The sequence below is a fragment of the Nocardia sp. NPDC050175 genome (genome assembly GCF_044459885.1).
In the GTDB taxonomy this organism is placed as follows: Bacteria; Actinomycetota; Actinomycetes; order Mycobacteriales; family Mycobacteriaceae; genus Nocardia.
Genome location: NZ_JBITJI010000001.1, coordinates 813,569 through 838,292, shown reverse-complemented (window position 1 = coordinate 838,292; position 24,724 = coordinate 813,569). Strand labels below are relative to the sequence as shown.

Sequence of the window (24,724 nt, the reverse complement as noted above, 5' to 3'; positions counted from 1 at the left end):
GGACCGTCATGGTCGACAACACCGTCAAGAACTACTTCACCCAAGAGAACGCCAAGGCTTTCACCACCCTCTACTTCGCGCAGCTCACGGCCCAACAAAGCGCACTGGAGCTTTGGTATGCCGAGGATGCGCAACTCACAGTCGGGCCCACTCCGTTCGTGGGCACGACGGCGATCTTCGAGCAGCTCGTCCGACTCCCGCAGGCTGCGTACAACGTCAACGCGATTGATGTTCAGTCGGTCACCGATGCCGCTACGCTTTTTCGGGTGACCGGCAATCTCATGCTGGACGAAGCTTCAGATGCTCGTCGGTTCGAGGCATCGTTCATGCTGAACAGTTCCTCGATGATCGCCGACCAGACCTTCCACGGCATCTAGTTCGCGGTGGGACGATCCCGCCAGACCTTCGTGTTACGCGATGCCACGAATTGGCTTCCGTAGTGGCGTCGATCGATCAATGCCGGCGTTGCCGAGTTCGCCGATTTCGAAGTCCTGCAACGTGATTCGAGCCGCCGCCGGACTGACCGATGTGTCGTGCCGGACACCTCTGAGCATCACTTAGCAGGAGTTGCGCAGTTCGATGTGGGCGGCGGCGTTGAAGTCTTCCGGGGCGTAGGTGGCTCGGAAGGCCCAGGGGTACTGGTGTTCGCTGCTGGGCAGGTTGAGGACGAATTTGGTGATATCGCCCGGGATGGGGTTGGCGTTGTTGATGGTGCTCAGGTATCTGTTGTCGGCGCTGACCAGGCGGGCGTGCATGATCCAGGCGTCGTTGTCGTCGCTGCTGGTGACCTCGGCGTAGAAGTAGGCGTAGCCGTCGGCGACGAGGCTGAAGTTGGCGCCGTGGAACATTGTGCAGTCACCGGCGTGCAGGTCGTGGTCCCAGCGGAACGATTTGTGGGGCGTGTCGTCGGCTTGGGCGATGGGGGTCGGGCCGAGGGCGACGGCGGCCAAGAAGGCACAGGCGGCAAGTCTGCCGATGCTGCGGCGAACGGATACGGCCATGGCGGCCTCCTGAATTAGCTGCTACTGAGAGGCATCCAGTATTGGTCGCGATCGCGGCGCCCGCCTGCGTACTGGACTACCCGAATCGGTCGGCCCACCGCGTTGGCGGTGGGCCGACGATTACCCAGGGGAGCTGGACCGACTGCGCGTCCGCGACGTCCCGATCCGTGCGGCGTTAGTTCCGCGCGGCCAGGATCTGGGTGAGGTAGTCCGGGGTGCCGTCGATGCGTTGCAGATGCGGGTAACGGAGGCCGTCGTGATAGTTCACTTCAATGGTCCGCGTCTGATCGAAGTCTTTGACCTGCAAGCGGATCGGTGCGGGGTTTGCCTTGGCCGCCTCGATCGCGGCTTCCATCGTGGCTTGGGAATAGGGGGCGTCGTTGACCGAAACCACCGTCATCCCGGAGCCGACTTTTGCCTTGAATGCGGGTCCGTCCCATCGCACGTCGGTGACTTTGCCTGCACCGGAGACGTTGAGACCGATGGAGTAGGTGTAGTTGACGGCGCCCTCGGCCTCTTTCCGCTGAGCCGTGAGGAGGTCACCTGGGTTGTTGTCGTAGACCAACTTCCACCCCGTCTTCTCGACACTCGAGGCGAACGGTTCCTTTCCGTCGAGGCGATCGCGCAGGTACTTCGCCCAATCGTCGGCGACAACGCCATTCAGGGTCGAGACGATGTCGTCGAAGTCATAGGTGTTCTGTGACTCCCACTTGCTGTCGTCGACACCGAAGAACGCGCGAGCGAAATCATCGAGTGACTTTGTGTTCCCGGACAGTTCGCGGATACGTGCGTCCACCCCCAGCCACACCAGTTGCCCGCCCTGGTAGTAATCCTCGCTGAGCTGCCACGCCCGATACGGCTTCGTACGCCGCTGAGCGACGATGGGATCGTTGGTGGTGTCCTGCAGACTGCGCCAGGTGAGTCCGGGCCGGTTATCGGTGTATGTGGCGACTACCGCAGCCAACGCATCACGAGAGACTTCCGCGGGTCGCAAGCCGGACCGGTTGGTGAGTACGTTGCCCCAATACTGCGTCTGTCCCTCGTAGACCCACAACAAGCTGTCTTGCATCGGGACGTTGTAGTTGGGTGTCCACAGGTCTGCCGGGCGTCGAAACTTGCCGTTCCAGGAATGGGTGTACTCGTGTCCGAGCAGGTCGTCGCTGCCAAGCGTGGGGTTCCACCCGGTGAAATAGTCCGTGGATTCGCCGTTCTCGCTGGATCGTTGGTGTTCCAATCCGTTGGAGCTGAGCTGATCCGACAACGACAGCAGGAAGTCGTAGTGGTCATAGTGTTGTGCGCCGTACAGTCCCACAGCCTGTTTCACCAGAGCCTTGTGTAGCTCGATGTGCTCGGGCTTGGCTTCGAGCTGCTCCGGTGCGTCAGCGAATACCTGTAGCCGCACAGGGGTTTTCGCGCCGGGAGCCAGGTCGAACTCCTTGTGATAGCGCCCCGCATACACGGGCGAGTCGACGAGGATGTCCAACGGAACAGTCTTGTAATTCACGGTGTCGCCGTCCTTGCCAGCGACATCCAGCGCGGTTCCGGCCTCGAATCCCGGCGGGTAGGTAACGCTCGCGCTGAAGGGAATCTGACTGACGGGAGTACCGGCCGGATAGAGGACCACGGCATTCCACTGCACATTCAGCATATTCGGCGTCATCACCACGCGCCCCTGAGTGGAATCGGCGGGGGTGAGGTACTGGAAGCTCGCGTCGATCGATTCCACGCCGTCGGGCACGGTAACCTTGAACTCATACACGTTCAGCGGATCACGCTTCCACTCCAGCTTGTTCCCAGCGCCGGTGAAGGTGATGCCCGCGATCTTGTCGATCGGACCGGACGGCGAGTGGTTGCCGGGCAGCCACTGCGGAAAAAGTAAATCTACCTCGCCCGACCGAACGGGGATCGTCTGTTTCACCTGAATCACGCGTTGCGGCAGATTGGTCACGTCGACCGCCACCGAGATCGCTTTCTGATTCGCCGGAGCTTCATCAGACTTGTCGCGCAAGCCGAAGTAAAGCGAGCCTGCCAGAACAATGAGAACGACGACGCCAATGGCGCCGATAATACGAATCTTGGTCAACGACACTCCCCAAGTCACACAGACAATCTAGTCGACACTATGAAATAGACGCAATGCCCGCCCCCGGCGGCTGGTGCTCATCGGCCAAGGATGGGACCTACCGATCGCCGTTATAAACCATGCAGCTTACAGCGGTAACCAGTTCGCGTACGCTGCGGTCGCTGCGACCGCCTTTCCCATCCCTCCTTCGACGTAAACGCTTCAAATAGTTTGTTCGGGTCGGCGGGCGTCCCTTAGGTTGCTGAACTAATGGTCGATCCTACGAGGGTCGGTATCGCAGAGTGTGCGGAGCGAGTGTGGGCTGCGTCATACCTGCGCTGCGGTGACCGATCAGGGTGTGGACGTCCGCTGGGCGCGCCGGGCCGCGATCGAACCGAACGTTTCGCGGTCGGCGAGGAAACCTTCCAGCGCGAAGGTCGCCGCGCCGAGGCTGGCGGGGTTGTGTGGCAGCGTCGAAAGTTGCAGTGTCACAGCGTCGAACGGGTCGGTCATCGCGTGATGTGCGGCGACGCGGCGGGTCACGTCCAAGAGGGGCGCGCCGAGGTGGTCCGCGACGAGATCGCCGAAGACGATGGTCCGCGGATTGAACAGGTTCACCAGATTGGCCACCGCGACGCCGAGGTACTGGCCGGTCTTGTCGATGACGGCCAGTGCGACGGCGTCACCGTCCTGGGCGGCCGCGGCGATGGCGGCGATGGTGGCGGCATCGTCGGTGTCGATCAAGGTGCTCGACGGCGCGAGTTCGCGCAGGGTGCGCACGATGCCGGGCGCGCTGACGTACGACTCGACGCAACCCATTCGCCCGCAACGACATTCACGCCCGTCGAGCACCAGGTTGGTATGTCCCCATTCGCCCGCGCTGTTGGTGACGCCGCGATAGAGCGCGCCATCGACCACCACACCGATGCCGACCCCGGCGCGCAGCGTGACGACGATCAGATCGTCCACGTCCCGGCCCGCACCGAACCAAAGATGTGCTGCGGTACTGGCTTTCAGTGGATTGTCCAGATAGAGCGGGTGGGAGACATGCTGTTCGAGCAGTTGGGAGAGCGGCACGTCGTGCCAATGCCAGTACGGCGAGAACACCGAGGTACCACCGACCGGGTCGACGAGTCCCGGCACGCTCAGTCCGACGCCGAGCACCTTGTCGGCGTCCGCGGCGGTCAATTCGCCGATGCCGCGGGTGATCAGCGCGACGACATCGTCGGGTGTGGTGGCCGCCGGGTCGACCGGAATCTCGACCGAACGCAGCACCGTCATCGCCAGGTCGAAAAGGTCGAAGTGGATAGCGGTTTCGGCGATATCGACGCCGACCAGCATGCCGCGCTCGGGATTGATCGCGAGCTGGGCGCGTGGCCGGCCGATGCCGGGCGCGTCGTAGCCGAGCTCGGCGAGCACGCCCACGTCGAGCAGCTCGGAGATCATGTTGCCGACCGTGGCGAAGGACAGGCCGGTGACCCGGGCGATCTCTTGCCTGCTGATATGACCGACGGCGGCATACACCGCCTGTAGTACGCCGAACCTGTTGCGCCGTCGGATGTCGCGCGCGGTCAGCTGATACACGGGTCGGGCCTCCTCGTCCGCTGGTGGTCGCAAACATACCCAACGACTTCGACCAACAGTATTTACAACAGTTATCGGAAGTCTTACTGTAACCGGCATCACTACACGACGCGAGTGTGCGTCAGATCACCGAGGAGTGCCCATGTCCTGGACCCATCGACGACGCTGGACCAGTGCCGTGCTGTGCGGGGTGTCGCTGGCGCTGGCCGCGACCGCCTGCTCATCGGGCAAGGAGTCCGATTCGGCCGCCAATGGCCCACAGCACCAGACGGGCGCGGTCAGCCTGGTGTACGCCCAGAAACAGGGCGACCAGGAGTACTTCATCGGCGAGGCCGAGGGTGCCAAGGCGAAGGCCAAGGAACTAGGCATCGACCTGAAGGTCGTGAACCTGGGGAATGACGCGAACAAGGCGGTCACCGAGGTCAACAACGCGATCAACCAGAAGGCCAGCGGGGTGATCGTCGTGGTCCCCGATCCCTCGGTCGGCCCGCAGGTCGCGCAGCTCACCAAGACCGGTGGCGTCGCGCTGCTCACCTCCGACGACCAGGTCTGCACGAGCGGCCCGGATCCGTCGAAATGCGCCAAGGACCAACTGGTTCCGCGCGTCGGCTTCAGCGGCACGCAGATGGGCACCGAGGTCGGCCGCCGGGCCGGCGAGGACTTCAAGAAGGCGGGCTGGAAGCCGGAGGAGACCGCGATCGTCGACGCCTGGAAGCAGGACGTGACGGTCTGCACCGACCGCGTCGAGGCCAACAAGAAGGCCTTCCGCGAGGCCGCCGGAGTGGACGTCAAGGTGATCGATGTCGGCACCGACAACACCCCGTCCGACGCGCAGAACAAGATCTCCGCGACGGTCGCGGGCAACCGGTCGGTCAAGAACTGGATCGTCATGGGCTGCAACGACGAAAACGTCAGCGGCGGTGTCGCGGCCATCCAGAACTCCGGCTACGCCGCCGACAATGTGCTCGGCGTCGGCCTCGGCGCCTACCTGGCCTGCAAGGAGTGGCGCGGCGGCAAGCCGACCGGCTTCAAGGCCGCGCTGTTCATCAACGGCAAGGACGTCGGCGCGCTCGCGGTGCAGACGATCTACGACTACCTGAAGAACGGCAAGGCCATGCCCGCCGAGGCGTTCGCGCCGACCACGATGGTCGACTCCAGCAGCTGGCAGCAGGCGGGCGTCACATGCAGCTGACCGGTCTGCGCGCCACCGGCCTCAGCAAGAGTTTCGCCGGGGTGCCCGCCCTGCGCGATGTGAGCCTGGACTTCCCGGCCGGCGCGGTGACCGCGCTGATGGGGGAGAACGGTGCGGGCAAATCCACCCTGATCCGGATCATCGGCGGCGATCATCGCCCCGACAGCGGCCTGCTCGAGCTCGACGGGATCGTGCTCGAGCCGGCCACCCCGGCCGACGCGCGGGCGGCCGGGATCCGGGTGATCGGCCAGGAGCCGGAGATCGTGCCGCATGTCTCGGTCGCCGAGAACGTCTACCTCGGTGCCCTGCCGCGCCGGGCGGGCCGCCTGCTCGACCGGGCGGCCTTGCGCGAGCGGATGCGCACCGACCTGGCCCGGCTCGGCTTCGATCGCGACCTCGACCCGGACACCCTCGGGTCCAAACTGACTGCCGCGCAACGACAGTTGGTCGAGATCATGCGGGCGCTGACCATCGAGGCCAAGGTGATCGCCTTCGACGAGCCGACCTCCTCGCTGTCCGACCACGAGACCGAATCGCTGTTCGCACTGATCGGCCGGTTGCGCGAGCGCGGGTTGGCGGTGATCTACGTGTCGCACCGGATGCGGGAGATCTTCCAGCTCGCTGACCGGGTCGCGGTCTTGCGCGACGGTGCGCTGGTCGGCGTGCGGGCGACCGAGGAGACCGACGATCAGGAGATCGTCCGGATGATGGTCGGGCGCGACCTGTCCACGCTGTTCACCCGCGGGCCGAGCACACCGGGCCGGGTCGTCCTCGACGTCGACGCGGTCACCACCGACGACGTGCGAGACGTGAGTCTGCAGGTCCGCGCCGGTGAAGTGGTCGCGCTGGCCGGGCTGGTCGGTGCGGGCCGGTCCGAATTGGCGGGTGCGCTGGCCGGCGACCATCCGATCCGCTCCGGCACGGTGTCGGTGGACGGCAAGCAGCTGCGATTGCGGCAGCCGCGGGACGCGGTGCGGGCCGGCGTCGGCTACGCGCCCGAGGAGCGCAAAGCGCAAGCCCTGCTGCTGCATCGCGGTGTGCGCGACAACATTTCGCTCGCCATGCTCGACCAGCTGCGGCGGCTGCGCTTCGTCAAGGCGGGGGAGGAGCGTCGGCTCGCCCAGCGGTACGTCGATTCGCTGCGGGTGCGCACGCCCTCGATCGAGCAGGAGGTGCGCAAGCTCTCCGGCGGCAATCAGCAGAAGGTGGTGCTGGCCCGCTGGCTGGCCCGCAAACCCAAGGTGCTGATCCTGGACGAGCCGACCCGCGGTGTCGACGTCGGCGCGAAGGCCGAGATCTACCGAATCATCGAGGAATTGGCCGAAGCGGGGGTGGCCGTGCTGGTGATCTCCTCCGAACTACCCGAAGTACTCGGCCTGGCCGACCGGATCGTCGTCATGCAGCACGGGCGCGTCACCGGCGAGCTGGACCGCAGCGCGGCCAGCGAGGAGGCCATTCTCGCGCTGGCCATGGCCGATGACCTCACGTCGCTTACATCTCGAGGGAACCAATGATTGAGCAACAACTCGAATTGCCGCCGGTGGCGGCGACTTCCACCCCGGCCCCCGCACTCAACCGCTACACCGCCGCGCTCACCCCGCGACGGCTACTGCACGCGATCGGCCCCGGAAACCTCAGCCTGATCGGCGCGCTCGCGGTCATCGTCGCCATCTTCGGCTCGCTCAACGACGGCTATCTCGATCCGGCGAACCTGGCCGGAATCGGTGACGCGGTAACGGTATTCGGCCTGCTGGCCGTCGTGCAGACCGTGGTGATCATCTGCGGCGCGCTCGACATCTCGGTCGGCTCGCAGGCGGGCGTCGCGTCGGTGATCAGTGCGATGGCGTTCACCGCCACCTCCGGCAACGCGTTTCTCGGCATCCTGGCCGCGGTCGGTGTCGGCGTGGTTCTCGGCCTGGTGAACGGGCTGATCATCGTCTACGGGCGGGTGAATCCGGTGATCGCGACGCTGGCCACCTTGGCGGCGTACAAAGGCCTGGCCCAATTGATTTCGGGCGGTAAGGCACAGGGCTTCGTGCTCGACAACGACCTGTTCATCTTCCTGGCCCGAGGCAAGATCCTCGGGCTGCCGGTTCCGGTGATCATCCTCGCGATCGTCGCGCTGGCCGTGCATGTACTGCTGAAATACACCGATATCGGCCGCAACATCTACGCCATCGGCGGAAATGACACCGCCGCACGGCTTTCCGGCATCAACATCAACAAGTACCTGATCGCGGTGTTCGTGCTCGCCGGTGTGGTGGCCGCGCTCGCTGGCATCATCCTGACCGCGCGCACCGGGTCCGGGCAGCCGGTGTCGGGTAGCGAAGGTCTGGAGCTGAAGGCGATCACCGCGGCGGCGCTCGGCGGATGCGCGCTCAAGGGCGGTAAGGGGACGGTCGGCGGCACGCTGCTCGCGGTCGTGCTGCTCGGCGCGCTGGACAACGGGCTGAATGTTGTTGGTGTCAATACGTTTTGGCAGAACGTCGCGCAGGGGTCGCTGCTCGTGGCCGCGGTGGTGATTCAGCAGCGGCGCAGCGGTGAACGTGCGGTCGGGTTGCCGACATAAGCCATGGCCTGCAAGCAGACGGCCGCGGGCCGACCGAGACTTCAGGAGCGAACCATGATCACATTGCGCGCACATCCGTGCGCTCCGGCACCGGGACGACTGTGTGAAAGCCCGGTGTGGGACAACCGAACCGGCGAGCTGCTGTGGGTGGACATCCGCGGCGGACACATCCATCGAGCCGAACTCGACCGGGCGACACTCGATCTCACCCACCGATCCACAGTTAGCCTGACACCTCCGGTCAGCGCGGTGGTGCCCTGCGCATCCGGCAGCCTGCTCGCCACCGTGGGCGACACCTTCTATCTGATCGACGGGGACGGTACAGCCACCCCGATCGCCGCAATACCGTTTCCGGACGACGGGATTCGGCGCCGACTCAACGATGCGAAGGTCGACCCGCACGGACGGCTGCTCGCGGGCACCATGTCCGAAGACGGTGTCCAGGGCAGTGCCGCCCTCTACCGGCTCGACTCCGACGGTGCGCTGAGCATTCTGCGCGACGGGGTCACCATCTCCAACGGGCTCGACTGGAGCCCGGACGGCACTGTCCTCTACTACGTGGACAGTCCGACCAAGCGGGTCGATGCGTTCGAATACGACATCGCCACCGGCACTTTCGGCAACGGCAAGCCGTTCGCGCGATTCGAGAACGGCGAGCCCGACGGGCTGACCGTCGACGGTGAGGGCTGGGTGTGGGTGGCGGTCTGGGGCGTGGGGCAGGTACACGCCTTCGACCCCACCGGCCATCGGCGCGTGATCATCGAGGTCGGCCCCTCCCAGGTTTCCAGCTGTGTGTTCGCCGGGCCGGACTTGGACGTCTTGGTGATCACCACCGCAGCGGAAGGCAAGGCCGCCGGTGAGCCCGGTGCCGGACGCCTGTTCGCTTGCGTCCCAGGAGCCGTCGGGCTGCAGGCAACCCCGTACTCGGACACGAGATTGGTGCGCAGCGATGGCCGATGATCTCCTACAACTGGATACACCGGTGATCGCGATCCTGCGGGCGTCCACCGCCACCCGCTTCGCCGAAGTCACCGCCGTGCTGCACGAATCCGGCATCACCGCAGTGGAATTCACACTCACCACCGAAGGTGCCCTGGACGCCCTACGTGACTGCGCGGACTTCGCCCACCCGATCGGCGCCGGCACCGTCCGCACCGCTGAGGACGCCAGCCGCGCGGTCGACGCCGGTGCCGCCTACCTGATCACTCCGATCGTCAGCGACGAGGTCATCGAGGAGGGGAACCGACTGAGCGTCCCGGTGATCTCAGGTGCGTTCACCCCCACCGAGATTCACCACGCCTGGGCCGCGGGCAGCACTATGATCAAAGTCTTCCCGGCCTCGGTCGGCGGCCCCGATTACCTCCGAGCCATCCGCGCCCCTTTGCCCGAAATCCCCTTGGTGCCAACCGGTGGCGTGGCCCTCACCGACGCCAAGGCATACCTCGCCGCAGGCGCTACTGCCCTCGGAATAGGTTCCCCCCTCATCGGCGACGCCTGCACCGGCGGTGACCTCAATGCCCTGCGCGAACGCGTAGCTGTCCTCCGCGAGCAGTTGTCATGAGGGACTGGGCAGTCGGGCGGAGCGGATTGTTATGAGGAGCAAGCTGATAACGCTCGGTGAAGCGATCGGAGTGGTGGCGGCGACAGAGCCGGGGCCGTTGGCTCCGGGTGCGGCGATGCGGATGGATTTCGCGGGGGCCGAGGCGACCGTTGCCATCGGTGTCAGCCGGTTGGGGCACGACAGCGCGTGGGTGGGCAGTGTCGGTGCCGATGCGGTCGGCACGATGGTGCTGGATCGGTTGCGGGCTGAGCGCGTGGATGTTTCGCGGTGCCGGACCGATTCGGAGTTGCCGAGCGGTTTGATGCTGCGGGAACGGCGTACGGCGGATCGGATCCGGGTTACCTACTATCGGCGGGGACTTGCGGGTTCGCGGCTGTCGGTGGCCGAGGTGGACAAAGAACAGATTGCCGCGGCCGGTGTCCTGCACCTGACCGGCATCACTCCGGCGCTCAGTTCGACCGCCCGCGATGCGGTGCACGCCGCGCTCGACGCGGCAGTCGATGCAGGCGTGACGGTGTCGCTGGACATCAACTACCGCACCGCACTGTGGCCGCGATCCGAGGCCGCCGTGGAACTGGCGAAACTGGTGGCGCGAGCCGACATCGTCTTCGCCGGACCGGAGGAAGCGGCACTGCTGGTGCCCACCGCCAGCGCGGCGGCCATGGCCGAATCCCTTGCCGCGCTGGGCCCGTCGCAGGTCGTGCTGAAACTCGGCGCAGAGGGAGCGCTCGCACTGCACAACGGCAGAGTGCTGAGGCAACCGGCGGTCCCGGTCACCATGGTCGATCCGGTCGGCGCCGGTGATGCGTTCGTCGCCGGATACCTCGCGGGCGTCCTCGACGGCGGTTCGATCCGGAACCGCTTGCGGCTGGCCGCAACCTGCGGCGCGTTCGCGGTATCCGTCCCCGGCGACTGGGCCGGTCTGCCGTTCCGGCACGAACTCGACTTGCTCACCGGCACAGACATTCAAAGATGACCACGAAAGGAAACCCATTGAGTCGTCTGGCAGACCGAGTCGCGGTCGTCACCGGCGCGGCATCGGGTATCGGTGCCGCCACGGCGCAGCGCCTCGCCGCCGAGGGAGCCTCGGTTGTCATCGCGGATATCGCAGTGACTGGAGGAGAGGAAGTCGCCGCGAAGATTCGCGCAGCAGGCCATCGCGCCGAATTCGTCCGATGTGATGTCTCGCAAGAAGATTCGTGGGCCGAGTTGCGGGACCGGGTCAACGAGCTGTTCGGTCCGCTGGATGCGTTGTGCAGCAACGCATCCAAACAGGCCACCATCCCCGCGCACGAATTGACCCGATCGCAGTGGGACGAAGGGCTGGCGATCAACCTGACGCCGCTGTTCCTCGGTGTCCGCACCTTCATCGACGATCTGCGCGCTCGTGCCGGCAACGTGGTCGCCGTCTCCAGCGTGCATGCGCAGTTCGGTCTGCCTGGATATCCGGTCTATGCCGCCGCCAAAGGTGGGTTGACCGCGTTGGTTCGGCAGCTCGCCGTCGAATATGGCTCGGCCCGAGTGCGATTCAACGCCATCCTGCCCGGTCCCGTCCTCACCCCGGTCTGGGACGACGTCGACGAGGAAGGCAGACGACTGTCCGCGCGAGCCACCGCCCTGGACCGCTTGGGCGCGCCGGAGGAGGTCGCCGCCGCGGTCGCCTTCCTCGCCTCCGATGACGCCTCGTTCATCACCGGCGCCAACCTCGTCGTCGACGGTGGTTGGAGCGTACGAAAGGAATCACGGTGAAGATCACCGCACTGACCACCTACCTGGTCGCGCCCCGCTGGTGCTTCCTGCGCATAGACACCGACGAAGGCCTCACCGGCTGGGGCGAACCCGTGATCGAAGGCCGCGCGCACACCGTGGCCGCCGCCGTCGACGAACTGGCCGACTATCTCATCGGCAAGGATCCGATGAGCATCGAAGCGCACTGGCAGGTGCTCAGCAAGGGCGGCTTCTATCGGGGCGGCCCGATCCTGTCGAGCGCGGTCGCCGGTATCGATCAGGCCCTCTGGGATATCACCGGCAAGGCCCTCGGCGTTCCCGTCTGGCAGCTGCTCGGCGGCGCGGTCCGCGATCGGGTGCGGGTGTACAGCTGGATCGGCGGCGATCGCCCCGACGACGTCGCGCAGGCCGCGCTCGAGCGAAAGCAGCAGGGCTTCACCGCGATCAAGATGAACGGATCGGCCGAGCTCGAGGCGATCGATACGCCACGCGCGACCACCGGCATCGTCGAGCGCGTCGCCGCCGTGCGCGAGGCGACCGGCGACGACTTCGATATCGCCGTCGACTTCCACGGTCGGCTGTCCGTCGCGATGGCGCGCCGGGTGCTGCCGCTGCTCGAGCCGTACCTGCCGTTCTTCGTGGAAGAGCCGCTGGTGCCCGAGGTGAGCGACCGGATCGGCGAGATCACCAGTGCGACCAGCATTCCCATCGCGACCGGCGAACGGCTCTACTCCCGCTGGGACTTTCGTACCGTGCTCGACCAGGGCGTCGCCGTGGTCCAACCGGACCTCTCGCACGCGGGCGGCATCTCCGAGGTCCGCCGGATCGCCGCCCTCGCCGAGAGCCGCGACGTGGCCATCGCGCCACACTGCCCGCTCGGACCCATCGCACTGGCGGCCAGCCTGCAGGTCGGGTTCGCCACCCCCAACCTGCTCATCCAGGAACAAAGCCTCGGCATCCACTACAACACCGGATCCGACCTACTCGACTACCTCGTCGACCCCGCCGTCTTCGCTTACCGCGACGGCTACGTCGACCTCCCGCACGCGCCAGGACTCGGCATCGACATCGATGAGAAAGCGGTCGCCCGCGCCGCTGAGCTGGGACACCGTTGGCGTAACCCGGTCTGGCACCGCAAGGACGGTGCCTTCGCCGAATGGTGAATCGGTCAGGGGCTCGACCTTCCGTCGCCTTCGCCCGCCCTTTCCGAAAGCCCATCGGCCGCTGTTCCGGGTAGACAGTGTCCTGCCGCTGCCGAAAGTGCGGGCCGTCGGCGTAACGTTTGCTGTGCGCTCAGCGGACCGGCGGCAGGCACGTTTCGGGGTGGACGGAGGACACCATCGTGGTACTCGAGACTCGGGATATACCAACGCGATTGGGCACACTCCGGGTGCCCACCTCGTCGCGCTCGAAGTTCCGGATACCGTCAACGCGCTGATCGACGACTTTCTGACCAGGCACGCATCGATAACGTGAGCTCCCCGTTGCGATTCCGTCGTCGCCGAGCCTTTTCACACTGGTTTACTCGCGACTGATCCCGTGCAACACCGTCCCGGCACCCGTGGTTGTCACGTCACGATAAGTGATCAGGCTCACGATTTGATCTTGTAGCCAGTCGATAAAATGGTCCTGACCAGGTATTTCGGCGTAGATCGCAGCCGGATTAGCAGGAAAACCCCATGAACTTTGTCGGTACCGAACGGTTTACTGATGCGCGCCCGATGAGTTCGAGCACCCGAGTCCGTCTGATCCTTTGAGGCGCCGGGACCGCAACCCTGGACCGCCTACTTGCTCTCAACGTCTATGCCGGAGGTAACTCGATGTCCGCCCACATATCCGCTCCCACGACGGGAGGACGGACACCGCTGGTAATCCGGGTATTGGTACTCGCAACCTTCGTGGTGATCCTGAACGAAACCATCATGATCAACGCGATCCCGCGCCTGATGGTGGACCTGCACGTCACCGAGCGCGCGGCGCAGTGGGTCTCCACCGCGTTCATGCTCACGATGGCCGCCATCATTCCCACCACCGGCTGGTTCCTGCAACGGGTTACGACCAGAACGGCCTATGCCACGGCGATGAGCGTCTTCCTGGCCGGCACCGCGCTGTCGGCCGTCGCGCCGACGTTCGCGGTGCTGTTGCTGGGACGGGTTATTCAAGCCGGTGGCACCGCGGTGATGATGCCGCTGCTGATGACGACACTGATGACCGTCGTGCCCGAACGCGACCGCGGCCGGGTGATGGGCAATGTCACGCTTGCCATTTCGGTGGCGCCCGCGATGGGTCCGGTGATTTCCGGGCTGGTGCTCCAGGTCGGTTCGTGGCGTTGGCTTTTCGTGCTGGTGCTGCCGATCACCGCGGTGGTCGCCTGGCTCGGCCTGCGTCAGCTGGAGAACGTCGGTGAGCCGCAAACCGGTGCGATCGACTGGGCCAGCGTGGTGCTCGCCGCGCTCGGCTTCGGCGGATTGGTGTTCGGGCTCAGCCGATTCGAGGCCAGCAACCTGACCAGCCCGGCCCTGATCGTCGCCGCGGGTGTGGCCCTGATCGCCGGGTTCGTATTCCGTCAGCTGAGTCTGCAACGCTCCGGCACGCCGCTGCTGGATCTGCGGGTCCTGCTGGCAGCCACCTACGCCAAGGCGTTGGTGCTGATGTCGGTCGCGTTCATGGCGATGCTCGGGTCGATGATCCTGCTGCCGCTGTACCTGCAGAACCTGCGTGGTCTGAGCCCGCTGGAGACCGGCCTGCTGGTGATGCCGGGCGGGTTGGCGATGGGTCTGCTCGGACCGAGCATCGGGCGGCTGTTCGACCGGTTCGGCGGACGGTTGCTGGTGGTTCCCGGGTCGATCGGTATCGCCGCGTCGCTGTTCGGGTTCACCCAGATCTCGATGAACATGCCGTACTGGCAGCTGCTCGGCCTGCACATCTTGTTGATGGTCTCGCTGGCCCTGACCTTCACGCCGGTGTTCACGCTCGGGCTCGGCGCGCTCCCGCATCACCTGTACTCGCACGGCAGCTCGATGCTCGGCACCCTGCAGCAGGTGGCCGCGGCCTTCGGTACCGCACTGGTGGTGACCGTGATGTCGGCTCGCAGCACGTCGCTCGTCGAGAACGGCGTGGACGCGGTTACCGCCCACTTGGACGGCATGCGTCTGGCCTTCCTCGTGTCCGCCGTTCTGGCGCTGATCGTGATCGTCGCGGCAGTGCTGCTGCCGAACCGGGCGGCCGATCCGGAGGGGTCCGATGAATCCGAAACCGCGACACCCGAATTGATCAAGCACTGACCTCAATGCAGTAAAACGAAACCCCCGGTTGCGTAGGCAACCGGGGGTTTCTTCGTTCTCGACCGGCGCGAAACTCGTTGTCCAGAGCCGACAACGCACCCTATTTGCCGACGTCAGAGCGCTGCGTCCGCCCCACTCCGCACCACGGATGGCGCACCTGCGCAACCACTTTCCCCACTTCGACTGGGGTTTCACCAATGCGACAAACCGGCTTAACCTCCGACCATCGGGATTATTCCGTCCCTTTGGAGGAGCCCACATGCCCCACATCTTCCGCCGTGCCAGTGCCGGTCGCTTCATCGCCGCTGCCGCCGCTTTACCCCTCGTCTTTTCCCTCGCGTTGGTCGGGACCGCGCACGCGGACCCCGCGCCACCGGAGCGACAACTGGCCGACTCGGTCCAGGCGCCCAACATCAAACGGCACCTGCAGGAGTTGCAGAAAATCGCCGACGCCAACGGCGGCACCCGCGCCTCCGGGACGCCGGGCTTCGAGAAATCCAGCGACTATGTGGCAGGCAAGCTGCGCGGCGCGGGCTACCAGGTGACGGTGCAGAAGTTCGACTTCCCGTTCTTCCAGGAGAAGTCGACGGCGGCCATGGCGCAGGTCTCACCCGTCGCCAAGACCTACAAGCCGACCGCGCCGGGCAGCAGCGAGCTCGGCGACTTCGCCACCCTGACCTACTCGGGTTCGGGCAACGCGCAGGGGACCATTCAGGCCGTCGACCTGACCCTGCCGCCCACTCCGGAACCGAGCTCGACCTCCGGCTGTGAGGCAGAGGACTTCGCGGGCTTCACCGCGGGCAACATCGCCCTGGTCCAGCGTGGCACCTGTCCGTTCGCGGACAAGGCACGCAACGCCCAGACCGCAGGGGCGTCGGCCGTGATCATCTTCAACGAGGGGCAGCCGGGTCGCACCGACACCTTCACCGGAACCCTCGGCGGGCCGGGCTTCACCTTGCCGGTGGTCGGCACCAGCCTCGCCATCGGCCAGGAGCTCATCGCCAAGCCGAACACGGTCGTCCACCTCAAGACCGATACCGAGAGCACGACCCGCACCACCAACAACATCATCGCGGAGACCAAGCGCGGTAACGCGGACAAGGTCGTGATGGCGGGAGCGCACCTCGATTCCGTGCTGGCCGGGCCCGGCATCAACGACAACGGTTCCGGCACTGCGGGACTGCTCGAGGTCGCGTTGCAGGCGGCCAAGGTGCCGACCAAGAACAAGGTCCGCTTCGCCTGGTGGGGTGCCGAGGAACTCGGCCTGCTCGGCTCCGATCACTACGTGGCGAACCTGCCGGAGGCGGATCGCAGCAAGATCAGCCTCTATGCCAACTACGACATGATCGCGTCGCCGAACTACGCGTACATGATCTATGACGGCAGCGGGGGACCGGCCGGTTCCGCCGAGATCGAGAAGAACCTGGCCCGCTACTTCGACTTCCTCCGCCTGCCGCACGTGCCCACCGCGCTCGACGGACGTTCGGACTACGGCCCGTTCATGGCGATCGGCATCCCGGTCGGTGGCTTGTTCACCGGTGCCGAGGGCATCAAGACCGCCGAAGAACAGAAGATGTTCGGCGGCCAAGCAGGCAAGGCCTACGACGCCTGCTACCACTCGGCCTGCGACAAGACCAGCAACATCAACGACAAGGCGTTGGCCGTCAACACCGGCGCCATCGCCTACTCCGTCGCCACCTTCGCCTTCAGCGACAACCCGCCCACCCGCACCCCGGCTGCGAAGACCGCACCCGCCCAGCGCGGAAAGACCCAGACCCATCACGGTGGACTCGCCATGTAGGTCTGGAAGGAATTCCGGCAGAACGCAACCCGGCGGCTCCGCCCCGCCGGGTTGCGTTCTGTCCCCCTGCCCCCCGCCCAACCCTCCCCACAGAATCCGCACCTTAACTCGGGACCTGCACTGGCTCCAGGGCCCCATTCCGAGTGCCGATCCCGAGTGAGAGTGCAGATCTTCAGCCGCGGCTTGGTGACGGGAGGTGTGGGTGTGGGTGTGGGGTCGACGGCACGTGGTTGTGGCGAACTCGTGGTGGGGGAGCGGTGGCTGTTTTCCGTGATCATCTGTCCAGCTAGCCTCGAGCTCGGGTGTTTTCGACGGCGACGGAGGTTTACGACCATGCAGGCATCGCAGGATCCGGTTTCCCTGAACGCAGGGGGCGACACCGTGGGGGCGGTCGCGCTGACGCGGGAGCAGATGGTGGACTTGATCGGTGGGCAGGCCGGGGCGGCAATGGTTTTCGGTGCACCGGTCACGGCTGATGGCATCACTGTTGTGCCGGTGGCGCGGGCGGGCATCGGGTTCGCGGGTGCGGAGGGCGGGGTAGGCGGCGGGGTTGATGTGCGGCCGGTGGGTTTCATCGAGATCAGTCACGGTGTCGCGCGGTATCGGCCGATTCGGGATATCTGGGGTCGTGTTCTCGCGCCGCTGACCGCGTTGGCGGCGGGGTTTGCCGCATCGTGGGCGGCTCGCTCTGTGCTCGATCTTCGTCGTCGTCGTTGACACGCTGACGACCTCGGAATCCGCGGGCCACACCCCGCACGCACCGCAGTGTTGACACGGCATATAGTTGTTGCTGCGGCGGTGGGGCTCGCCGCTCCGGACATCGGATTCGGAACAACCGCGGGCATCGCCGGCCAACAGTCCCTACCCCATCACCCCGCCTTCGGGCGGCCTTGGAGTAGGAGACAGCCGTGCCCATCGACCCGCAAACATGCCTTTCCGTCGATCCCGACATCGATCTGCACAACCCTGACCAGCGGTGCGAGCTCACAGCCACGCACGGTGCGGTCTTGGCGGTCATCGCGGTCGGCGGCGCGCTCGGGGCATTGGCCCGCTACGGACTGACCCTCGCCTGGCCCGCTCCGGCGGGTGCGTTCCCGTGGGCGGTGTTCACGATCAACGTTGCGGGAAGTTTCCTGCTCGGTGTGCTGATGGTGGTGATCACCGAGATTCGCCCGGCACACCCGTTGGTTCGCCCGTTCCTTGGCGTCGGGGTGCTCGGCGGTTTCACCACCTTCTCCACCTACGCCGAAGACATTCGCGCCCTGCTCGACCCGGCCACGGTCATCGTCGCAGCCGTCTACCTGGTCGCCACCCTCGTCGTGGCACTGGTCGCCACCACCGCCGCCGTAATGCTCACCCGCGTTGCGGCTCGGTTCCTCCGGGTGGAGGTGGCCTCATGAACGCATTGCTGGTGATCGCGGGAGCGGCCCTCGGCGCACCCTCGCGCTACCTGCTCGATCGATCCGTCCAATTGCGCCACGACAGCCGTTTCCCTTGGGGCACATTGGTTGTCAACGCCTTCGGCTGCCTCGTACTGGGCGGACTGACCGGCGCGGGATTGTCGGCCCCCTGGATGTTGTTGGCAGGCACCGGTTTCTGCGGTGCCTTCACCACCTACAGCACCTTCAGCTACGAAACCTTCCGCCTAGCCGAGCAAGGCGCCTACCGACACGCGATCCTCAACGCCGTCGTCGGCGTCGCCACAGGCCTGGCGGCCGCGGTCCTCGGCTACTCCATCGCCCACGCCCTCCACGGATAACGCCGCAGCACCCACACGCGACGTTGATCAACGAGGCTGGGGACCGCGACGCGCACTACCGCGACCACACCGCTGTTCCTCGCCGCACTACTCACGCAGGAAACTCGGGATGTCCAAGTCCGAGTCCCCGCGACACGCCGTGCATTCCCACATCGGAGCGTTGGACCTCTTGACGCAGCCCCCCAAAACGATCTCCCCACGCTCGGCGCTCTCGAACGCGGCGTGCGAGGGAAGGCCGTACATGATCGGCGTCATCGCCCCGCCACACTCCGGGCACACCGCCCTCTGCTCCGTCATACCGCCACTCTGACAGCGGCCCCGCCCCTCCGGCACCGAAATTCGCTAGCCGGTGGCGGCGTAGGGATCTGTCAAGGTCGTTGGCGTGCGTGCGATCTCCAGTGCGGTCTCGGGGAACATCGAACCTGCGACGTAGAACCGTGCGCGGGTGCGGCCGACCGGTGCCAGTACTTGCCTGCGTACTAGTTCACGTAGATCACGTTGTGCCTGTTGCAGATTCAGGCCCTCGTTCTGCTCGTAGCGGGTGCGCCTTACGCGACCCGACATGGCGACATCATGCAACGCGGTGATGAGCCGCTCGTCCAAGCTTTCGGCGGTCGCGAAGTCGGCCAGTGCTTCCCACACCCGCCCGGACCGCACGAATCTCGCGTGGACGGTCTGCGCTTGCTGGTGATAGGCGATCAGATTGAACCGGATCCATTCCGAGACATCTTGATCCGGTCGATACTCGCTGCCGCGACGTCCCAATACCTGGTAGTACTCCCAGGTATTACCCGGACGTCCCAGCCATGCCTCGATCGAGGAGAACTCCGGAGCCAGCACACCTTCCCGCGCAATCATCAACGTTTGCAGCGAGCGTGACATCCGGCCGTTGCCGTCAGCCCATGGATGAATCGATACCAAATGCAAGTGCGCCATCGCGGCGCGAACCAATGGATGCGTTCCTTTCTCGACACCGAGCCAATCCACCAGCTCCTCCATCAACGCCGGCACTGCCGCTGCCTCCGGCGCGGTGTAAGCGGCAATACTCGGGTCGCGCACCTCGGTCACATATACCGGGCCACGCCGCCATTGCCCGGCGGGCCGACGGGGAGCATGCCGGTGTCCCTGCAACATCCAGTGCAATGCGTTGAGAAGTCCCTTGCTATAGGAGAAATCCTCGACATCGTGAAAGGTTTGGATGTACGTCATCATCTGCTCGTAGGCGAGCGTCTCGGCCCGGTTCTCGTCGGAGACGTCGACATCACGCTCTCCGGCCATCAGGTCCTCCACGTCGACAGTGGCAACCTTGAATCCTTCGATGGAGTTGGACGCTGCCACCGCGTCTGCGGTCAGGAACTTCCGGAGCCTGCCCGTCCACCCAGTCGGTGCGCTCTGTAGCTGGTGGCGCAGCGTATCGCGCATGCGATCCACTTCGGACAGCACACGTTCATCAGCGTTGCTCAGCGCGGGAGTTGGAAACAGCACATGTCAACGATATATTGACGTAATCATTGCGTCAAGCATCTGGCGCTGCCGGTCTGCGCGCCCTTCGATCTGGGTGGACGTCGGATCGGCTGACGCGAAAAAGATTCCGACGAGCTATGTAAGCGTGACTTACAGATTTATTCAGTACATCTTGATCGGCAAATGTTGTGGGGACATTTTTGGTGAGAGTTGGTAAGAATGCGTCCCATGATAGGGACTGCCTCCGGGGAATTGATGGTTCGGCGGGGGGAAGTGGGGGACCGGGTGGGTGGGGTGGAGCCTGCGCGGGCGAGGTTTCGGGGTGATGTCGAGGGGCTGCGGGCGGTTGCTGTGTTGGCGGTGGTGGCTTTTCATGCGGGGGTGTGGGGAGTTGGTGGGGGTTTTGTCGGGGTTGATGTTTTCTTTGTGATCTCGGGGTTTCTCATTACCGGGATGTTGTGGCGGGAGGTGGCGGGTAGCGGGACTGTCCGGCTTGCGCGGTTTTATGGTGCGCGGGCGCGGCGGTTGTTGCCTGCGGCGGGGATTGTGTTGGTTGCTACCGCGGTGGGGGCGGCGATGTTGTTGCCGCCGTTGCAGGCTCGGGCGGTGTTGGGGGATGGGATTGCTAGTGCTTTGTATGTGGGGAACTATCGGCTGGCGTTGACTGGGACGGATTATCTTGCGGCTGATGCGCCGCCTTCGCCGTTTCAGCATTACTGGTCGTTGGGGGTGGAGGAGCAGTTCTATCTGTTGTGGCCTGCGTTGATCATCGGGGTTGCCTGGTTTGTGCGGCGTCGGCGGCGGGAGGAGGGTGGTGCTTCGCCGGTTCCGTATCTGGTTGTGCTTGCGGTGGTTGCTGCGGGGTCGTTTGTGGTGTCGCTGAATTGGACTCGTACGTTGCCGCCGTGGGCGTTCTTCGCGTTGCCTGCGCGGGCGTGGGAGTTGGCGCTCGGGGGTGTTGTGGCGCTTTCGGTTCCGCTGTGGCGGCGGTTGCCGGAGTCGGTGGCGACTGTTGCGGGGTGGTTGGGGCTGGGGTTGATTGTGTTCGCCTGTACTCGATTGGACGGGCGGACACCGTATCCGGGAACGGCGGCGTTGCTGCCGGTTCTCGGTGCGGTGCTGGTTGTTGTCGCGGGCTGTGGGATGACTCGGTGGGGAGTCGGGCGGGCGCTGTCCGTGGATCCGCTGCGGTCGCTCGGTCGTCTTTCGTATTCCTGGTATCTCTGGCACTGGCCGGTGTTGTTGCTCGCGCCGCGCGTGCTCGGCCATGGCCTCGGCTCGGTCGGTGCGATTGGAGCGGTGGTCACTGCGGCTGGGCTCGCGATGCTCACATTGTGGTTTGTCGAGGATCCGGTGCGGTTTGCACGACCGTTACGGCGTTCGGCGGGGCTGAGTCTTGCCAGCGGCGGTGTCGTTACTGCGGTGGCGGTCGGTATCGCGGTGGCGTTGCTCGTGTTTGTGCCCGCCCCGGTCGGTCGTGGAGCGGCTGCTGAGGCGCTCACTGTGGTGGCGGCACCGGTGGCACCGTCCACGGAAACCGTCGATCCGCACGAAGCGGCGGTTCGACAGCTGACCGCGCAGGTGCAGGCGGCGGTGGCGGCGTCGGCCGACCAGCGTGCTGTTCCCTCGAATCTCTCCCCGGCACTTGCCGATGCACCGGGGGACAAGGCGACAGTGTTCGGAAACGGTTGCGTCCGTTCGTGGCTCGATGTCGGGCAACCAGAATGTGTTTCGGGTGATCCGGATTCGACCAGCAGGGTCGCGCTGGTCGGTGATTCACACGCCGCGATGTGGAGTCCCGCATTCGAACAGGTTGCTGAGCAACGGCATTGGCGACTGGAGACGATGAGCAAGGTCACCTGTCCGCTGATGGAGCTGCCTATCACCAGCCCCTACCTCGGTCGGGAGTACACCGAATGCGTGCAGTGGCGCCACCAGATCCTGACCCGCCTGCAAGCCGAGCATCCAAAGCTGATCGTGCTGAGCATGTCCCGCCGATACGGCGGCGACTTCGGTTTCACCACCTACGACCAGGCCTGGATCGACAGCCTGTCCCGCCTGACGACCCAACTACGCGCGACCGGCGCGAATGTCCTTGTCCTCGGCCCGATCCCGGATCCACACAGCACCGCACCGACCTGCCTGTCCGACCACCTCGATGACGCCCTGGCTTGCTCGCCGACACGTCAGATCGCCGTCAACGATGAAGGTATCGCCGCAGAACGAGCCGCGGCGACAGCGGGCGGCGCGCAGTACGTCGATCTCACCGAATTGTTCTGTACCACCGCCCGCTGCCCACTCATCGCCCGCAACAACCTCATCTACCGTGACGACAACCACCTGACCGTCACCTACGCGAAAACCCTCACCCCGATCGTCGCCGCACTGGCCGACCGCGCGCTCGACACGTCCAGATAGGTCAGCGATCCGCCCGCTCGAGGTCTGTGCGCAAATACTGGGCAGTGACCGACTTTTTGTCGGAGGTGAGTTGCTTGGGAGTGCCCTCGAAAAGCACTCGGCCACCGTGGCGGCCCGCGTCGGGCCCGAGATCGATAACCCAGTCAGCGTGTTTGACGACTTCCAGGTCGTGTTCGACCACGATGACGGTGTTCCCGTCATCGACCAGGCGATCGAACAACACGAGCAGGCGATCGACGTCGGCCATGTGTAGACCGGTGGTCGGCTCGTCGAAGACGAAAACAGTGCCCGTGTCCTGAAGCCGAAGCGCGAGCTTGAGCCGTTGACGCTCACCGCCGGACAGCGTGGAAAGTGGTTGGCCCAGCGTCAGATACGACAGACCGACCTCGCGGAGCAGTTCGAGCTTCCCGGTCACCTTCTCTTCGGTGAAGTAGGACAACCCTTCCTCGACGGTGAGCCCGAGCACCTCGGCAATATTCTTGCCGCGCAACGTCTTCTGCAGCGCTTCGTCGTTGTACCGACTACCTTCACACACCTCACAGGTCACCGTGACGGGGTCCATATAGGCGAGGTCTGTCTCGATCACGCCGCGCCCCTTGCAGGCTGGGCACGCCCCGGTGGAGTTGAAGCTGAACAAGCCGGGCTCGGCATCATTGGCCTTCGCGAACAAGCTACGAACGGTATCCATGATGTCGACATAGGTCGCGGGCGTCGATCGCGAGGAGATACCGATGCCCGACTGATCAACCATGACCGCATCCGGATGCTGGGCCGCGAAAGCCCCTGAGATGAGCGAACTTTTACCCGAGCCCGCCACGCCGGTCACCGTGGTGAGGATCCCGGTGGGAATGCTGACGGAGACGTCGTGCAGGTTGTTCAGCGTGGCCTTGGTGATATCCAGCGTGCCAGTCGATTTGCGCACCTGCTCCTTCAAACCGGCGTGCTCACGCAACCTTTGGCCGGTCAGCGTGTCGGCTTTCAGCAGCTTCTGATAGGTCCCTTCGAACACGATCTCGCCGCCGTGCGACCCAGCTCCGGGCCCCATGTCGACGATGCGATCGGCGACGGCCATCACGTCAGGGTTGTGCTCCACTACGAGCACCGTGTTGCCGTTGTCGCGCAGTTCGGCGAGAAGTTCGTTGAGCCGGTGCACATCTCGCGGATGCAGGCCGACGCTCGGCTCGTCGAAGATGAAGGTCAGATCGCTCAGGCTACTGCCGAGGTGCCGCACCGTCTTCAGCCGCTGACCTTCGCCACCGGACAGCGTGGACGTCTCGCGACCGAGACTGAGGTAGCCGAGCCCGATCGATTCCAGTCGGGTCAGCGCCGTGACGGCGGCTTCAACGACAGGCTTGGCGACCCGGTCATCGATGTGCCCCAACTCGACGATCAGTTCGCTGACCTCCAGGTCCGCGTAGTCGGCGATGTTCTTTCCGTTGATCTTCGACGCGAGCGCGGCCTTGTTGAGCCGCCCGCCGCCACACACTTCACAGGTGCCGGTCGTCACGACCTTCTCGACGTCCTTGCGCTCCTTCTCCTTCAGCGCATCGAGGCCGTTCTTGAGATAGCGCCGATTGAACCGGACGACAATCCCCTCGTATTCGTTGGAATGCGTCACGTCCTTGCCGGGGCGCCGGACCTTGAAACCCCCGCCGTAGAGCAGCTTTTCCCATTCTTCGGCGGTGAACTTCTGCAACGGCTTATCCGGATCGAACACCCCGGATTCCGCGTAGGTGATCCACGGATACCCACCGACGGCGAAAAGTGGTGAGGTAATGGCCCCTTCGTTGAGCGACTTCTTCCGGTCGAGCAATAGGTCCAGGTCCAGTCTGGCGGTGCGACCGAGCCCCTCGCACTCGGGGCACATGCCCTGCGGCACGTTGAACGAGTACATGGTCGACTCGCCCGCGCTGGGCTTACCATGGCGCGAAAACAGCACGCGCAGAATCGGATTGATCTCGGTCATGGTACCGACGGTCGACCGGGAACTGCCGCCGATCTGGCGCTGGTCGACCACGATCGCGGTGGACAGGTGCGACATGCCCTCGGCGTGCGGCCGCTCGTACTTCGGCAGCCGGTTACGGATGAACCAGGGAAACGTCTCGTTGAGTTGGCGCTGAGATTCGACCGCGATGGTGCCGAACACCAGCGACGATTTACCGGAACCCGACACGCCCGTGAAGACGGTCAGCCGCCCCTTCGGGATCTCCAGCGACACGTTCTTCAGGTTGTGCTCTCGGACGCCTTGCAGCGTAATACTGTCGTTCGCTTGCCGTCCGACTCGATCCGACATATCCACTC

General features: G+C 65.0%; 20 protein-coding genes. 15 read left to right on the top strand and 5 right to left on the bottom strand.

The window, feature by feature from the left end; genetic code table 11:
* Nucleotides 1-8 precede the first annotated feature (8 nt).
* Nucleotides 9-377, top strand: coding sequence for a ketosteroid isomerase family protein (locus ACIBK2_RS03745; RefSeq protein ID WP_396963288.1), 369 nt, complete (start codon nucleotides 9-11; stop codon nucleotides 375-377).
* A gap of 180 nt (nucleotides 378-557) precedes the next feature.
* Here ACIBK2_RS03745 and ACIBK2_RS03740 read toward each other — a convergent pair whose 3' ends face one another.
* From ACIBK2_RS03740 to ACIBK2_RS03730, 3 genes are all read right to left on the bottom strand, one after another.
* Complete coding sequence (locus ACIBK2_RS03740) at nucleotides 558-1,001, bottom strand: DUF6294 family protein (RefSeq protein ID WP_396963286.1); 444 nt, start codon at nucleotides 999-1,001, stop codon at nucleotides 558-560.
* A gap of 175 nt (nucleotides 1,002-1,176) precedes the next feature.
* Nucleotides 1,177-3,090, bottom strand: coding sequence for a M61 family metallopeptidase (locus ACIBK2_RS03735; protein WP_396964028.1), 1,914 nt, complete (start codon nucleotides 3,088-3,090; stop codon nucleotides 1,177-1,179).
* A 324-nt stretch (nucleotides 3,091-3,414) separates the two neighbouring features.
* Entirely contained in the window at nucleotides 3,415-4,647 is a 1,233-nt protein-coding gene (locus tag ACIBK2_RS03730) for an ROK family protein (protein WP_396963284.1), read from the bottom strand.
* Between the two features lie 142 nt (nucleotides 4,648-4,789).
* Here ACIBK2_RS03730 and ACIBK2_RS03725 point away from each other — a divergent pair, with 142 nt between their 5' ends.
* From ACIBK2_RS03725 to crcB (ACIBK2_RS03665), 13 genes are all read left to right on the top strand, one after another.
* Nucleotides 4,790-5,839, top strand: coding sequence for a substrate-binding domain-containing protein (locus tag ACIBK2_RS03725; protein ID WP_396963282.1), 1,050 nt, complete (start codon nucleotides 4,790-4,792; stop codon nucleotides 5,837-5,839).
* A complete protein-coding gene (locus ACIBK2_RS03720; RefSeq protein ID WP_396963280.1) occupies nucleotides 5,830-7,353 on the top strand; it encodes a sugar ABC transporter ATP-binding protein in 1,524 nt (507 codons plus the stop codon). The genes ACIBK2_RS03725 and ACIBK2_RS03720 overlap by 10 nt, the downstream gene beginning before the upstream one ends.
* Nucleotides 7,350-8,408: an ABC transporter permease gene (locus tag ACIBK2_RS03715; protein WP_396963278.1), complete on the top strand. Its 1,059-nt coding sequence runs from the start codon at nucleotides 7,350-7,352 to the stop codon at nucleotides 8,406-8,408. Before ACIBK2_RS03720 ends, ACIBK2_RS03715 begins: the two co-directional genes overlap by 4 nt.
* A gap of 54 nt (nucleotides 8,409-8,462) precedes the next feature.
* On the top strand, nucleotides 8,463-9,368 hold the full coding sequence (locus ACIBK2_RS03710; protein WP_396963276.1) for an SMP-30/gluconolactonase/LRE family protein: 906 nt from the start codon (nucleotides 8,463-8,465) through the stop codon (nucleotides 9,366-9,368).
* A complete protein-coding gene (locus tag ACIBK2_RS03705) occupies nucleotides 9,358-9,969 on the top strand; it encodes a bifunctional 4-hydroxy-2-oxoglutarate aldolase/2-dehydro-3-deoxy-phosphogluconate aldolase (protein ID WP_396963274.1) in 612 nt (203 codons plus the stop codon). Before ACIBK2_RS03710 ends, ACIBK2_RS03705 begins: the two co-directional genes overlap by 11 nt.
* A gap of 31 nt (nucleotides 9,970-10,000) precedes the next feature.
* Nucleotides 10,001-10,945 carry a sugar kinase gene (locus ACIBK2_RS03700; RefSeq protein ID WP_396963272.1) on the top strand — a complete coding sequence of 315 codons (945 nt, stop codon included), beginning with the start codon at nucleotides 10,001-10,003 and terminating at the stop codon, nucleotides 10,943-10,945.
* Nucleotides 10,946-10,962: 17 nt separating this feature from the next.
* Complete coding sequence (locus ACIBK2_RS03695; RefSeq protein ID WP_396963270.1) at nucleotides 10,963-11,718, top strand: SDR family NAD(P)-dependent oxidoreductase; 756 nt, start codon at nucleotides 10,963-10,965, stop codon at nucleotides 11,716-11,718.
* The gene (gene dgoD / locus ACIBK2_RS03690) at nucleotides 11,715-12,860 is read left to right on the top strand and encodes a galactonate dehydratase (protein WP_396963268.1); all 1,146 of its coding nucleotides are present in this window, start codon (nucleotides 11,715-11,717) and stop codon (nucleotides 12,858-12,860) included. The genes ACIBK2_RS03695 and dgoD overlap by 4 nt, the downstream gene beginning before the upstream one ends.
* Nucleotides 12,861-13,517: 657 nt before the next feature.
* Nucleotides 13,518-14,981 carry an MDR family MFS transporter gene (locus ACIBK2_RS03685; RefSeq protein WP_396963266.1) on the top strand — a complete coding sequence of 488 codons (1,464 nt, stop codon included), beginning with the start codon at nucleotides 13,518-13,520 and terminating at the stop codon, nucleotides 14,979-14,981.
* A gap of 259 nt (nucleotides 14,982-15,240) precedes the next feature.
* A complete protein-coding gene (locus ACIBK2_RS03680) occupies nucleotides 15,241-16,782 on the top strand; it encodes a M28 family metallopeptidase (protein ID WP_396963264.1) in 1,542 nt (513 codons plus the stop codon).
* Between the two features lie 333 nt (nucleotides 16,783-17,115).
* Nucleotides 17,116-17,499 carry a hypothetical protein gene (locus ACIBK2_RS03675; protein WP_396963262.1) on the top strand — a complete coding sequence of 128 codons (384 nt, stop codon included), beginning with the start codon at nucleotides 17,116-17,118 and terminating at the stop codon, nucleotides 17,497-17,499.
* Nucleotides 17,500-17,690: 191 nt separating this feature from the next.
* Nucleotides 17,691-18,182 (top strand): fluoride efflux transporter CrcB, encoded by a 492-nt coding sequence (gene crcB / locus ACIBK2_RS03670; protein ID WP_396963260.1) that lies wholly within the window; start codon nucleotides 17,691-17,693, stop codon nucleotides 18,180-18,182.
* Nucleotides 18,179-18,541 (top strand): fluoride efflux transporter CrcB, encoded by a 363-nt coding sequence (gene crcB / locus ACIBK2_RS03665; protein WP_396963258.1) that lies wholly within the window; start codon nucleotides 18,179-18,181, stop codon nucleotides 18,539-18,541. The genes crcB (ACIBK2_RS03670) and crcB (ACIBK2_RS03665) overlap by 4 nt, the downstream gene beginning before the upstream one ends.
* A 342-nt stretch (nucleotides 18,542-18,883) precedes the next feature.
* Here crcB (ACIBK2_RS03665) and ACIBK2_RS03660 read toward each other — a convergent pair whose 3' ends face one another.
* A complete protein-coding gene (locus tag ACIBK2_RS03660; RefSeq protein WP_396963256.1) occupies nucleotides 18,884-20,026 on the bottom strand; it encodes a Fic family protein in 1,143 nt (380 codons plus the stop codon).
* A gap of 234 nt (nucleotides 20,027-20,260) precedes the next feature.
* Here ACIBK2_RS03660 and ACIBK2_RS03655 point away from each other — a divergent pair, with 234 nt between their 5' ends.
* Nucleotides 20,261-22,423 carry an acyltransferase family protein gene (locus ACIBK2_RS03655; protein WP_396964026.1) on the top strand — a complete coding sequence of 721 codons (2,163 nt, stop codon included), beginning with the start codon at nucleotides 20,261-20,263 and terminating at the stop codon, nucleotides 22,421-22,423.
* 1 nt (nucleotide 22,424) lies between these two features.
* On the opposite strand, the gene ACIBK2_RS03650 is transcribed toward ACIBK2_RS03655, so the two are convergent.
* Nucleotides 22,425-24,716, bottom strand: coding sequence for an ATP-binding cassette domain-containing protein (locus ACIBK2_RS03650; RefSeq protein WP_396963254.1), 2,292 nt, complete (start codon nucleotides 24,714-24,716; stop codon nucleotides 22,425-22,427).
* Nucleotides 24,717-24,724: the final 8 nt, after the last annotated feature.

Coding starts and splice junctions, on each gene's coding strand:
- ACIBK2_RS03745 (WP_396963288.1), top strand. CDS start 9: ATGGTCGACAACACCGTCAAGAACTACTTCACCCAAGAGAACGCCAAG.
- ACIBK2_RS03685 (WP_396963266.1), top strand. CDS start 13,518: ATGTCCGCCCACATATCCGCTCCCACGACGGGAGGACGGACACCGCTG.
- ACIBK2_RS03710 (WP_396963276.1), top strand. CDS start 8,463: ATGATCACATTGCGCGCACATCCGTGCGCTCCGGCACCGGGACGACTG.
- ACIBK2_RS03680 (WP_396963264.1), top strand. CDS start 15,241: ATGCCCCACATCTTCCGCCGTGCCAGTGCCGGTCGCTTCATCGCCGCT.
- ACIBK2_RS03720 (WP_396963280.1), top strand. CDS start 5,830: ATGCAGCTGACCGGTCTGCGCGCCACCGGCCTCAGCAAGAGTTTCGCC.
- ACIBK2_RS03725 (WP_396963282.1), top strand. CDS start 4,790: ATGTCCTGGACCCATCGACGACGCTGGACCAGTGCCGTGCTGTGCGGG.
- ACIBK2_RS03715 (WP_396963278.1), top strand. CDS start 7,350: ATGATTGAGCAACAACTCGAATTGCCGCCGGTGGCGGCGACTTCCACC.
- ACIBK2_RS03650 (WP_396963254.1), bottom strand. CDS start 24,716: ATGTCGGATCGAGTCGGACGGCAAGCGAACGACAGTATTACGCTGCAA.
- ACIBK2_RS03675 (WP_396963262.1), top strand. CDS start 17,116: ATGCAGGCATCGCAGGATCCGGTTTCCCTGAACGCAGGGGGCGACACC.
- ACIBK2_RS03705 (WP_396963274.1), top strand. CDS start 9,358: ATGGCCGATGATCTCCTACAACTGGATACACCGGTGATCGCGATCCTG.
- ACIBK2_RS03655 (WP_396964026.1), top strand. CDS start 20,261: ATGGTTCGGCGGGGGGAAGTGGGGGACCGGGTGGGTGGGGTGGAGCCT.
- crcB (WP_396963258.1), top strand. CDS start 18,179: ATGAACGCATTGCTGGTGATCGCGGGAGCGGCCCTCGGCGCACCCTCG.
- ACIBK2_RS03740 (WP_396963286.1), bottom strand. CDS start 1,001: ATGGCCGTATCCGTTCGCCGCAGCATCGGCAGACTTGCCGCCTGTGCC.
- ACIBK2_RS03700 (WP_396963272.1), top strand. CDS start 10,001: ATGAGGAGCAAGCTGATAACGCTCGGTGAAGCGATCGGAGTGGTGGCG.